General features: G+C 39.1%; 10 protein-coding genes. 6 read left to right on the forward strand and 4 right to left on the reverse strand.

What is annotated here, in order from left to right:
* Positions 1-20: 20 nt before the first annotated feature.
* On the reverse strand, positions 21-1055 hold the full coding sequence (locus JK139_RS13925) for a TonB-dependent receptor plug domain-containing protein (protein WP_218331672.1): 1035 nt from the start codon (positions 1053-1055) through the stop codon (positions 21-23).
* 745 nt (positions 1056-1800) lie between these two features.
* On the opposite strand from JK139_RS13925, the gene radA reads away from it, so the two are divergent.
* The 5 genes from radA (at position 1801) to JK139_RS13950 (ending at position 7497) form a co-directional block, all read left to right on the forward strand.
* Positions 1801-3171: a DNA repair protein RadA gene (gene radA, locus JK139_RS13930; RefSeq protein WP_218331674.1), complete on the forward strand. Its 1371-nt coding sequence runs from the start codon at positions 1801-1803 to the stop codon at positions 3169-3171.
* Between the two features lie 80 nt (positions 3172-3251).
* Complete coding sequence (locus JK139_RS13935) at positions 3252-3953, forward strand: ComF family protein (RefSeq protein ID WP_218331676.1); 702 nt, start codon at positions 3252-3254, stop codon at positions 3951-3953.
* Positions 3954-4049: 96 nt separating this feature from the next.
* Complete coding sequence (locus tag JK139_RS13940; protein WP_218331678.1) at positions 4050-4586, forward strand: glutathione peroxidase; 537 nt, start codon at positions 4050-4052, stop codon at positions 4584-4586.
* Positions 4587-4655: 69 nt separating this feature from the next.
* On the forward strand, positions 4656-5858 hold the full coding sequence (locus JK139_RS13945) for a DNA polymerase III subunit (protein WP_218331680.1): 1203 nt from the start codon (positions 4656-4658) through the stop codon (positions 5856-5858).
* A 307-nt stretch (positions 5859-6165) separates the two neighbouring features.
* The gene (locus tag JK139_RS13950) at positions 6166-7497 is read left to right on the forward strand and encodes a PSP1 domain-containing protein (protein ID WP_218331682.1); all 1332 of its coding nucleotides are present in this window, start codon (positions 6166-6168) and stop codon (positions 7495-7497) included.
* A gap of 91 nt (positions 7498-7588) precedes the next feature.
* On the opposite strand, the gene JK139_RS13955 is transcribed toward JK139_RS13950, so the two are convergent.
* A complete protein-coding gene (locus JK139_RS13955; protein WP_228733242.1) occupies positions 7589-9319 on the reverse strand; it encodes a M3 family oligoendopeptidase in 1731 nt (576 codons plus the stop codon).
* Between the two features lie 150 nt (positions 9320-9469).
* Between JK139_RS13955 and mutL the strand changes: the two genes are divergently transcribed.
* Positions 9470-11317, forward strand: a complete 1848-nt coding sequence (gene mutL, locus JK139_RS13960) for a DNA mismatch repair endonuclease MutL (RefSeq protein ID WP_218331684.1) — start codon at positions 9470-9472, stop codon at positions 11315-11317.
* 57 nt (positions 11318-11374) lie between these two features.
* On the opposite strand, the gene JK139_RS15685 is transcribed toward mutL, so the two are convergent.
* Both JK139_RS15685 and JK139_RS15690 read right to left on the reverse strand, forming a co-directional pair.
* Entirely contained in the window at positions 11375-11992 is a 618-nt protein-coding gene (locus tag JK139_RS15685) for an IS1634 family transposase (protein WP_074420220.1), read from the reverse strand.
* Between the two features lie 52 nt (positions 11993-12044).
* Positions 12045-12410, reverse strand: coding sequence for an IS1634 family transposase (locus tag JK139_RS15690; RefSeq protein WP_449555712.1), 366 nt, complete (start codon positions 12408-12410; stop codon positions 12045-12047).
* Positions 12411-12499: the final 89 nt, after the last annotated feature.

Consider the following 12499-nt stretch of genomic DNA (forward strand, 5'->3'; position numbering starts at 1 on the left):
TTTTTGCAACTTTTAAATTTTTATTGCAACAATATTTTTAATCGAACATTGAAAATTACTTTTTGAGGGTTGACTAAATAAGGTGCACCTGCAAATTGAGGAAATACATTTGCAAGGGCGGCTCTGTCATAAGGATGCTTTACAACAGCAGGTGGATTGGTAAATTTAGCCCCCCAATTACTAAAGAATGCAATACCTAAACTTAAATCAAAACCACCGCCATATTGCGTATTATAATCTGGTAATACAGCTTTGGTTTGAAAAAAAGATTGCGAAACTGTAACTTCCTGTTTTTTATGAACTGTGCCGGTTGAACCATTTTTTGTAGTTACTAATATTACACCATTTCTACCGGCAGAACCATATAACGTAGTAGCACTTAACCCTTTCAATATGCTAATGCTGGCAATGTTATTGGGATCTAAATCTAAAAACCTGCTGGAGGTTTGGTTACCATAGGTGAAATTAGTAGATTGATTATTGGTGCCTCCATCAAATGGTACTCCATCAACTACCCATAAAGGCTGTGAGTTGCCGGTAATAGTACTAATACCACGTATATTAATGTTTGTTCCACTACCACTTAAGCCACTGGTACTGACTATACTTACACCAGGTGCCTTTCCGTTTAACACCCTGGCGATATCCCCCTCGGGCCTTGCTTCTAAATCTTTACTGCCCACAGTAGAAACCGCATAACCCAGCGCTTTCTTTTCTCTTTTAATACCTAAGGCAGTTACTACCACTTCGCTTAAATCTTCATTCTCAGGAACCAATGTAATGTTTAAATTTTCATTGGCCCGAACGGTCATTTCGCGTTTGGCAAAACCCACACTTGAAATTTGAATAACTGAACCTTCTTTAAGGTTTAGTTTAAATTTTCCATCAGCATCGGTAGAGGTACCTTGCTTTGTTTTTTTGTCTACAATAGAGGCACCATCTATCGGCTTGCCTTTATCGTCTGTTACTTTACCCGAAATTGTTACTGTTTGGGCATGTACACCTGCAAAAAGTAGCAAGAGGGCAGAAAAAACCATCAATAGTTTTTTTCTCATGTTGCGGTAGTTTTGGTGAATTAATCCGTTTATCACGTTATATGACCACTCAAATTAAGATTTAGCTGTTTAGAAAACAAAAAATAATTTAACTTTTTTTTATTAAAGTTGATTAAATATTTTTTTTGCATGTATTTGCAATGTATTTCAAGCCTTTATAGATAACATTTCGTTAACATTTAGTATTTTTTAATCATTACCTTAAAAAAGTCATATTGTCATATTAATATCTCCCGTCATGCCATTCCTGCCGAAAAAGAACAACTCGCGGCATTGTGGGTATTTTTTTACCCCATTTCATCAAAAAATATTTTGCCATCTGCCTCATTATTGTAATTTAGTGGTGGAATTTAATGGGTTAGTAAGTAAAGGGGTCGGCTTATCAGCTGGCCCTTTTGCGTTAATAATACCCCCTGATCAGATCAGATACAATAACAATCATGCTCCAACCACCATTCAGCCATTGCAAATGCATTGCGAACATAGAGACCAATGCATTGAAAAATTTTATATCTGCATGCTTCATTTCTTTCGCACTATTTTCCAAACTTCTATTCTATCTCATTCCTCTTTCAAAATATGCTTCTTGATGATTACAAATAGATATCTATGAAAAATACAAATGCCGCTGCATCACATCATTCATGCAGTGCACTGAAAAAATATTTGCACAACATTTACCGATAACCACCATTCCAATTTTCAGAAGTACCATTTTCTGTTACAGCCCTGTAACTTTGATGTTATGAGTAAAATTAAAACTGCTTTTTTTTGCAGCAACTGTGGCTATGAAAGTGCTAAATGGCTCGGCAAATGCCCGGCATGCAATAACTGGAACACATTTATTGAAGAAGTAATAGACAAAGGCAATAACAAAGAACAAAACTGGAACAGCTATGGCACACAACAAAAAAACAACAAGGCCATAGCGTTAGATGCAGTTACGCATAACGAAACACAAAGAATTACTACTACCGATGCTGAGCTCAATCGTGTACTGGGTGGTGGTATCGTTGCCGGCAGTATTGTACTGGTAGCCGGCGAACCGGGTATTGGTAAAAGCACTTTGTTTTTGCAAATTGGTTTGGCTTTACAATCGCTTACTGTTCTTTACATCAGTGGCGAAGAAAGTGAACAACAAATTAAAATGCGTGCAGACAGAATTCAGGCAAAGCACTCTTCTTTTTATTTACTTACAGAAACCACTACTCAATCTATTTTCAACGAAATAAAAAAATTGCAGCCGCAATTGGTGATTGTGGACTCCATTCAAACATTACAATCGAATTTAATTGATTCCGGCGCCGGCAGTATTTCGCAAATACGCGAATGTGCAGCAGAATTTCAACGCTTTGCCAAAGAAACCAACACTCCTGTTTTTTTAATTGGTCATATTACCAAAGATGGCACCATTGCCGGACCTAAAATTTTAGAACACATGGTGGACAGCGTGTTGCAATTTGAAGGCGACCGCCATTATACTTACCGCATTTTACGTACCCTTAAAAACAGGTTTGGCAGTACCGCCGAATTGGGCATATATGAAATGACAGGCGAAGGCATGAAAGAAGTAACCAACCCATCTGAAATTCTTTTAACACAACGCGATAATGAATTAAGCGGCAGTGCCATTGCTGCAACGGTTGAAGGTATTCGGCCTTTATTGATTGAAGTGCAGGCACTGGTTACACAAAGTGTATATGGTACGCCACAAAGAACGGTAAGCGGATTTGATTTAAGAAGATTACAATTACTTTTAGCAGTGTTGGAAAAACGAGGTGGCTTTTTATTTGGCACCAAAGATGTGTTTATTAATATTGCCGGCGGCTTGAAAGTAGAAGACCCCTCTATTGATTTGGCTATTATAGCAGCTTTGCTTTCTTCTTATGAAGATGTGGCATTGCCCCCGCATATTTGCTTTGCCGGTGAGGTTGGTTTAAATGGCGAAATAAGAGCCGTTAACAGAATTGAACAACGCATTGCTGAAGCAGAAAAATTAGGATTTGAAAAAATATTTGTATCTCGTTATAATAAAAAAGGTGTTCAACCGGCCAAACATCGCATTGAAATTGTTGCATTGGGCGAAGTGCAGGAACTATACCAACGTTTATTTTAAAATGCAGTACCCACTTCACCACTATCCGTAAAAAATAAATTCAATGCAATTTGTATGTGTTTTATTTTTATTTTTAAAGCATGATGCAATTATTAAAAAATTACTGGCACAGCTTTTCAAATCTTTTTTTTCCGCAAAACTGCGAAGGATGCGGTACCGATGTATTGCCAACTGCATCCCTGCTTTGCCCGCAATGTTTACTGCAGTTGCCTGCTACCGGATTTTTTGCAGTTGCCGATAACCCCGTTGAGCGCTCTTTTTATGGTAGGGTACCCATTGCAGCAGGCGGTGCTGCCTTTTACTTTACCAAATATTCGCTGTTACAGCATTTGCTGTTTCAATTAAAATATAAAGGGCACAAAAAAATGGGCATCTGGCTGGGCGAACAAGTTGGCAGCCAACTTGCTACAAGCAACCGTTTTCAGCCAATAGATATCATTGTTCCATTACCGCTACATCCCAAAAAAGAAAAGTTGAGAGGCTATAATCAGGCTGCATGCATTGGGCAGGGCATCAGCCGTATTGTACATAAACCTTTGGTAACCAATGCACTTACAAGAGTTAAGCATACCCAAACACAAACCCAAAAAAACCGATCAGAACGCTGGCAAAATATGGAAGATGCCTTTACGGTATTGTTACCCAATATTTTACAACACAAACACATTTTATTGGTAGATGATGTAATTACCACCGGTGCCACTTTGGAAGCCTGCACCACTATACTATTATCGGTTCCGGTTGCCTCTGTTCGCATTGCAACAGTGGCTTATACAATTTAATGCCCTTTATTCAAAAATTAAACTTTATTCCCCATCATTTGTTACTAACTTCAAACCTGTAAAATTCCTATCATCATCACACAAAAAATAAAGCACATGAAGTATTTTTTAACTATTGTAACCATTGTTGCACTAACCTCATTTACCACCATGAAAAGAAGCAACACTATTTATCAATTTAAAGTACCTTCTATTAATGTGGGTACCATTGAGTTTGCCAAATATGAAGGCAAAAAAATATTAGTGGTAAATACGGCCTCAAAATGCGGCTTTACCCCTCAATATGAAGCGTTAGAAAAATTGTACGAAAAATACAAAGACAAATTAGTTATTGTAGGTTTCCCCTGTAACCAGTTTGGTGGCCAGGAGCCCGGCAGCAGTACTGAAATTGTACAATTCTGCAAAAAAAATTACGGCGTTACCTTCCCTTTAGCTGAAAAAGTTGATGTAAAGGGACCTAATATTTCGCCGGTATATAAATGGTTGTGCAACAAATCTGAAAACGGTGTTTTAGATGCCACCATTACCTGGAACTTCAATAAGTTTTTAATTGATGAACACGGTAAATTATTGGCTTATTTTCCAAGTACCGTTACACCCGATAGTCCCGAAATTTTGAAGTACCTGAATTAAATAGGTGCATAAAGATTTTTTGAAAAGGAAGATGTTTATACCGCATCTTCCTTTTATTTTGTACCTATCATGGAACTGAAGGATATTATTGGACAAACCGCATTGAAAAAGCAATTGGTAGCAATGGTGCAACAAAACCGTTTGGGCCATGCCTTATTACTGATAGGGAAAGAAGGCAGTGGTGCTTTACCGCTTGCCGTTGCTTTTGCCCAATGGATGGTTTGCCAACCGGGTAAACATGCCTCTGCCCCTGCCGCTGCACTTTTTGGCGAACAGGAATCTTCCATTGAAAAAACCGATTTTATTAGCCCGGAAGCCATCAGTAATATGCCTAATTTTTCCAGGGCTACCCAATTCATGCATCCTGATTTACACTTTTCTTATCCCGTTATCCCGAAAAAAAGTGGCGATAAACCTATTAGTACCGACTATTTTAAGGAATGGAAAGAATTTATACGGCAATACCCTTACGGTAATGTGTACGACTGGCTTCAATTTATTGGGGCGGAGAATAAACAGGGTAATATTACAGCAGAAGAGTGCAATGATATTATGCGGAAACTGAATCTAAAAAGCTTTGAAAGCGCTTACAAAGTATTGGTTTTATGGATGCCTGAATATTTGGGGAAAGAAGGTAACAAACTTCTGAAATTAATTGAAGAACCTCCTGCTAACACCTTGTTTATATTAGTGGCTGAACAGGAAGAAGGCATTTTACCCACATTAGTAAGCCGGTGCCAGCTTATTAGAGTGCCACTCATAGAAAAGCAGGATATTGAAGCTGCTTTAATTGAACGGGCATATTTACCTGCCGATAAAGCAGCGCTAATTGCCAGTGTTTGTGGAGGTAATTACAGGGAAGCATTGCAAATGATTCAACATGCGGAATCTGACTGGCAAAGTTTATTGCGCGAATGGCTGAATGCTACCTTAAAAGCGGGTCCCGCCGCCCAACTTAAGTTTATTGATGAAATGACTAAAACAGGCAGGGAAAAACAAAAACAGTTTTTGCGCTATTTCATTCATTTACTGGAACAAAGCCTGCATATTCGATTACTGGGCATTGAAGCAGCTACCTGCCTGCCCACGGAAAGCGATTTTGCCCAACGCCTCAATAAAATTGCTTCCGTAACCCAGCAACAGGCTATTGTAGAGGAGTTAGACAATGCTATTTATTACATTGAACGCAATGCCAATGCTAAAATGTTGTTTATGGCACTCACTATTAAACTACAATACATTATACAAAACAAAGTAACCTTTCATGTTTAAACGGTAATGACAATAAATTCCCTATTTTTGAATTTGTAGAAAATGGAATGAAGGGTTGTGCCCCAACATCTGTTACAAGATGTACGGAGCGAAAACGGAATTTGTACCTGATGCAATTGATGTATCCATATATTTTTCAAAAGCATACACTGTGTTATGGAACGCCATAGCTCACTACTGTTCTGAACGTTGAAGGGAGTGACACAACAGGCGCCGAACAAGGTACTACTGCCCGCAACATACCTTACTATCGCTACTTTCTACATTGGCATTTACAATTTAATTGAACCATTAAACTTTAGATACAATGGGATGTGGATCATGCGGCACCAAAAAACCGGGCGGTTGCAAAAGCAATGGAGGATGCAGTACCGGCGGTTGTAACCGGTTAAATGTACACGACTGGCTGCGCAATTTGCCCCTTACCGACCCTGAAAGCGATTGCAAAGTAGTAGAGGTTAGTTTTAAACAAGGCAGCAGAAAAGAATTTTTTAGAAATACCACCCTGCATTATTTTGAAAAAGGCGATTATGTTACCGTAGAGGGTGTTTCAGGTTTTGATGTGGGTGAAGTGGGCCTGAGTGGCGAATTGGTTCGCTTACAAATGAAGAAAAAAGGGGTTGACGAATTTAACCCTGAAATGAAAAAAATATTACGCCGCAGTACTGATCGCGATTTGGAAAGCTTTTTCATCAGCAAGGACCGTGAACCCGGTGTTCAGGCTCGTAGCCGGGAATTGGCCCGCCAGCTCAATTTACAAATGAAGTTGAGTGAAGTGGAAATTCAGGCAGATGGTAAAAAAGCTACCTTTTTTTATACCGCTGAAGACAGGGTTGACTTTAGAGAATTAATAAAACTATTTGCCGCAGAGTTTAAACTGAAAGTAGAAATGCGGCAGATTGGCATTCGGCAAGAGGCAGCCAAAGTTGGCGGCATAGGCAGTTGTGGCCGCGAACTGTGTTGCAGCACCTGGTTACAGGATTTTAAAAGCGTAAACACTACCGCAGCACGTTACCAAAATTTATCAATTAACCAAACCAAATTAAGCGGACAGTGCGGCCGTTTAAAATGTTGTTTGAATTATGAGTTAGATACCTATTTAGATGCCCTGCAACATTTTCCCGACAATGCCGATTCGTTGCAAACCACCAAAGGCAATGCCTTTTTAATTAAAAAAGATATTTTTAGGAATTTGATGTGGTACATGATGGATGGCGGCAGCAAGCACTATCCGTTAACCATTGAACGCGTTAAAGAAATTAAACGAATGAACGCACAAAACATTCGTCCAGATGATCTGGAACCGGTAGATGTAGTGAGCGGCAAACCCAAATTAATTGAACCACAGTTTGTAGATGTTGTAGGGCAAATTACCCTGAAGAGCTTAGAAAAAAACAATAAGCGTAATAAACCCGAGCAACGCCGCGATGGCCGCAACAATGAGCAGCGCCCGTTGAACAACAACGACAATAGGAACCGAAACAATAACAATCGCAACGAAAATAGAAACGATAACAGGAACCGAAACAACAATAACCGGCCCGATAATAGAAACCAGCCACAACAGCAAAGCAGGCCCGTTAGTAAACCAAATACACCCAAAGGGCGTGAAAATAAAGACCAGCCATTGGGTGAGTAATAACGGCAATGAAAATAGTATCATAAAAAAAGAGGCAGCGTTTTTGGCATTGCCTCTTTTTTATTTGGGTAATCAGCTCAACAGGTTTTGTTTACAATACCTCCATTTGTGCATCTACAAATTCCATTAAAGTTTTAATGTGTGCCGGGGAAAGATCAAATTGTAAACCTGCTGCAGCGTAAAGTTCAGGCAGGGTTTTGGTACCGCCTAAGCTTAAAGCACGCATATAATTTTGTAAAGCCTGTTGCGGGTTTTGAATGTATTGCATCCATAAACCAATAGCACCCAATTGGGCTATACCATATTCAATATAATAAAACGGCACTTCAAACAAATGCAATTGCCGTTGCCAGCCAATGGCACGATAAGCATCTAAACCGGTGTAATCAATAGCATCGGTAGAAAATTCTTTTAAAATCCGCATCCAGTTTTCGGTTCGTTCGGCTACTGTATGGTTGGGGTGTTCATATACCCAATGTTGAAATTTATCAATAATGGCAATCCAGGGAAAAATGGTAATGGTGCGCTCTAACTGATGTTCTTTGGCTCTTTTTAAATCGGCAGCATTGTTAAAGAAAGCATCCCAATGGCTCATGGAAAATAGTTCCATACTCATACTGGCCACTTCAGCTATCTCCATCGGGTATTCTTTAAAGGCAGAAAGCGGTAAATGATGCGCTAAAAAAGAATGAATGGCATGGCCGCCTTCGTGCACCATGGTGGTAACATCACTCATTTGTCCGGCTGCATTCATGAAAATAAAGGGAGCGCCGCTTTCGGCTAACGGACAATTATACCCGCCGGGTGCCTTGCCTTTCCGGCTTTCCAAATCAAAATGATGCAGTTCCTCCATCTTCAATAAACAATCCGCAAAAAACGGGTTCATTTGCCTGAAACAAGCCACTGATTTTTCCAACAATTCCTTCCCGGTTTTAAAGGGGCGCAGGGGTTCTGTTCCGGCCGGTTCGGCTTCAGTATCCCAGGGGCGCAGGCTATCTAACCCTAACTTCACCCTTTTCTTTTCATAAATTTTATTAACAATGGGTAATACGTGCAGTTTTACAGCTTCATGAAACTGAAAGCAATCTTCTTTGGCATAATCAAACCGGCCAAGTTCCACAAATTTATAATCGCGGTAATTGGCAAAACCCGCATTCAATGCCACCTGATGGCGTTTTTGAATCAGTTGGGTATACAAAGCATCCATCGCATCTTTATCCTGCAAACGCCTTTCCTGAATTTTATGGTAAACCGATTCCCGCAGGGCTCTGTTGCTACTTTCTAAAAACTGTGCAGCCTGCTGTAAGGTATATTCCCGGCCTTCCACTTCCACCGTCATTTTCCCGGCAATTACCCCATATTGTTGTTGCAATACGCCTAATTCGGCCTGAATAGGAATATTCGCTTCTCGAAACAATTCAATATTTTTTTTAACAGAACGGATATAAGTAAAATATAAATCCTGATCCAACTCTTTCAAATAAGGCGATGCCACTAATTTTTTATTCAAGGCATCAGCATAGGGTTGTATTTTGGGCTGAATTTCCATGACAAAGAAATTATACGCCTCTTCCAATGCCGGATTGGTGGTATCACAGGTCATTTTAATCTGCCGCCAGCAGGCATCTTCACTTACTACTGCTTCCAGTTCACTCATGTCCCGCAACCAGTTTTCTAACTCACCCACACTATGAATAGGCCTTTCTTTCAAATTCAAAAAATAAGGTTCCAGTGCCTCCCAGGTGGTTACGGTAAAATCTGCCGGTAAAAACTGGCGGGGTAATTTCTCAATATTTGCATTGGCAATCATGGTTTCCTGCATGTGCTATTCGTTTTAATTTTCATTTAAAAATCATGGCTTTATTCAATGGTATAGCCTGTTTACCTGTAAAAAGGGTACAAAGGTACAAGAATGATGCAGCAAGGCAGCCGAATAAACTTTATTTTTACATCTTCTAAATAAAGCAGTGCAGTGAGCGATTTTATACAATTATTACCCGATAATATAGCCAACCAGATAGCAGCAGGTGAAGTAATACAACGGCCAGGCAGTGCCGTAAAAGAATTGTTGGAAAATGCAGTAGATGCTGGCGCCACTAAAATTAATTTAATTGTAAATGATGCCGGTAAAAGTTTAATACAGGTAATTGACAATGGCAGTGGCATGAGTGAAACCGATGCCCGCATGGCTTTTGAGCGGCACGCCACCAGCAAAATAAAAGCCATAGATGACTTATTTCGCATAAAAACCATGGGTTTCCGGGGCGAAGCGTTGGCCTCGATTGCTGCTGTGGCACAGGTTGAAATAAAAACCAGGCAGGCCGAAAACGATTTTGGCACTTATTTGCTGATTGAAAACAGCAAAGTTTTGCAGCAGGAACCCTGCGCCTGTGCACCGGGCACCAGCATCAGCATGAAGAATTTGTTTTTTAATGTGCCCGCCCGAAGAAACTTTTTAAAAAGCAATGCTGCTGAAATGCGCCATATTATTGATGAATTTATTAGGGTGGTGATGGCATTTCCGCAGATATTTTTTAGCCTGAGCCATAATGGTCAGGAAGTTTTTCATTTAGAAGCCGGATCGCTGAAACAAAGAATTGTACAGGTTTTGGGTAATCAATACAATGCCAAATTGGTTTCGGTAAAAGAAGAAACAGATTACATGAACGTATACGGCTTTGTGGGGAAACCTGAAATTGCAAAAAAAACAAGAGGCGATCAATATTTTTTTGTGAATGACCGCTTTATTAAAAGTGCCTACCTGAACCATGCCGTTACCACTGCATTTGATAGTTTAATAGCAAAAGACAGTTTCCCAACCTATGTTTTGTATATAGATGTTGACCCCTCGCAGATAGATATTAATGTACACCCCACCAAACAGGAAATAAAATTTGAAGACGAAAAAATTATTTATGCTTTTGTACAGGCAGCCGTAAAACATGCACTGGCACAGTTTAGTATTGCGCCGTCATTAGACTTTACACTGAATGCCGATATACAGCAATTGGATGCCGTTAGTAGACCTATGACATCTACTCAGAAAGAACAAACACAAGCCTCACAACTTTACCAAACCTTTACACAAAAACATCAGGCACATTTTATTGAGAAAAATGATAGTTCCGAATTAAAAAACTGGCGTTCATTTTTTGAAAAACCCGCTGCAGCAAATTCATCAGAAATATTGGGTATTGACGCACCACTTTGGCAACCGGCTGCAGAAAAGAAAACAATATTTACCTTACTGCCCGATGCACCCTTATTGCAAGTACACCAAACTTATATTATTGCCCCTACTACCAGCGGTTTTGTACTCATACACCAACAATTGGCGCATGAACGTATTTTGTATGAAAAATATCAGGCCGCACTACACGTAAAACCGGTAGCCGCACAAAAAAGTTTATTTCCCTCCACCGTTGAATTATCGGCTGCCGATGCCGCTTTGCTAACCGATTTACTACCCGAATTATCGAAAATAGGCTTTCAATTAGAGGCATTTGGTAACCACACTTTTGTAATTCAGGGAACCCCTGCCGATGTATTACAAGGCAATGAAAAAAGAGCCATTGAATTACTGATTGAACAGTTTAAGCATTTTAGCAGCGATATTAAATTTAGTAAACGCGAAAAACTAGTACGGTGTATGTGTCGCCAACAGGCCATTAAAGCCGGAAAAGCACTGGGGCAGAAAGAAATGCAGCAATTAATTCACGATTTATTGCATTGTGAAACGCCCAATTATACCATTAACGGCAGCCCTACGTTTTTAGAGTTTAAAGAAGATTATTTAGACCATATGTTTGGGAAGAGTTGATAGAAAGAAAAGTGTTGTAAGCTCTTTTACCACATCTGTTTTCATCTTTGGGACACCCTAAAAAAATTTGCCAATAATTTGATACACTTCAGCTTGTTCATCATTCATTTTTAGCAATTTTGATTTAGTATGTTTTGATTCAGGGATGGTATATGTTATTTCATACATATTATGAGTTGATTCAACTACCTTTCTTAGAGATAACCTAGATTTCTCTTTATAAAGAACCCGTTCTAATTTCTTGTAAATACAATACGCAGTAAAAGTAATACAAATGTGAGCTTCAATACGATGGCGCAGTCTGTGATATACTGGCCTTATCCTTAAGTCGGTTTTCGACATTCGAAAAGCTTTTTCAATATGCCATAAGTTTTTATAGTTTTCAACGACTTCCTTATCCGATAATTTTGTGTTAGTGATATAGCCTTTTAATCCATCCCAGGCACTGTCTTGTTTGAACTTTTCATAATCAATTTCAATTGAGATTTCACCGTCCAATTTTAAATACTTTTTGTAACCCTTATTATTAATACTTGATTTGGTGAGTTTACCGGATTTTATTTGCTTCTCTAATCGCTGTAATCCTCTTTTTCGGTTATGTTCATCTTTAGCAGCTCTTTTGTTAGCATAAGTTACAATCAGGCGTGTGTTAGATGATTTTTTTATTACCATCATTCCACCATCTATCAGTTTGTGCGCAAGTATTTTTTTTTTAATTTTTTCAGGCTCACTTTTTAATTAATCTGGCTCCAATGATATATCCATAATTCTTTTCCTCAAGAGCAAGAATATTGTCCTTGGATAACAATCCGGAATCAGCAACGATGATCGGTTTGCCAAGATTAAATTTACCGGTGATTTTTTCAATAAAAGGGGTGAGTGTATGGCCTTCATAAATATTACCTTCGAAGATATCATAGCCGATTGCATAACCGCCCAATCCTACAAGTAAGCCTAAAAAAAATTTCGGATTCTGATGCTTGCCATCTTTGCTAAACCCGGCTTTTCGCAAATCGTCTTCATCAATTGCTTCAAAATAAAGCGTTGTCATATCATAAAAAGCAATACTTATTTTTGGTCTAAAATTTTTAATGTATAAGCAAAAGCTATCTGTTCTACCTGTCCTTTTAAATTGTTATTGAGCTTGTTTAAAAAACGGTAAATGGTGTCTATATTAAGCAT

It is taken from the genome of Hydrotalea lipotrueae (genome assembly GCF_019249625.1).
GTDB classification, from domain to species: Bacteria; Bacteroidota; Bacteroidia; order Chitinophagales; family Chitinophagaceae; genus Hydrotalea; species Hydrotalea flava.

Excerpts from the sequence above, each read along its gene's own strand:
- JK139_RS13925 (WP_218331672.1), bottom strand. The coding sequence starts at position 1,055 with ATGAGAAAAAAACTATTGATGGTTTTTTCTGCCCTCTTGCTACTTTTT.
- radA (WP_218331674.1), top strand. The coding sequence starts at position 1,801 with ATGAGTAAAATTAAAACTGCTTTTTTTTGCAGCAACTGTGGCTATGAA.
- JK139_RS13935 (WP_218331676.1), top strand. The coding sequence starts at position 3,252 with ATGATGCAATTATTAAAAAATTACTGGCACAGCTTTTCAAATCTTTTT.
- JK139_RS13940 (WP_218331678.1), top strand. The coding sequence starts at position 4,050 with ATGAAGTATTTTTTAACTATTGTAACCATTGTTGCACTAACCTCATTT.
- JK139_RS13945 (WP_218331680.1), top strand. The coding sequence starts at position 4,656 with ATGGAACTGAAGGATATTATTGGACAAACCGCATTGAAAAAGCAATTG.
- JK139_RS13950 (WP_218331682.1), top strand. The coding sequence starts at position 6,166 with ATGGGATGTGGATCATGCGGCACCAAAAAACCGGGCGGTTGCAAAAGC.
- JK139_RS13955 (WP_228733242.1), bottom strand. The coding sequence starts at position 9,319 with ATGCAGGAAACCATGATTGCCAATGCAAATATTGAGAAATTACCCCGC.
- JK139_RS15685 (WP_074420220.1), bottom strand. The coding sequence starts at position 11,992 with ATGATGGTAATAAAAAAATCATCTAACACACGCCTGATTGTAACTTAT.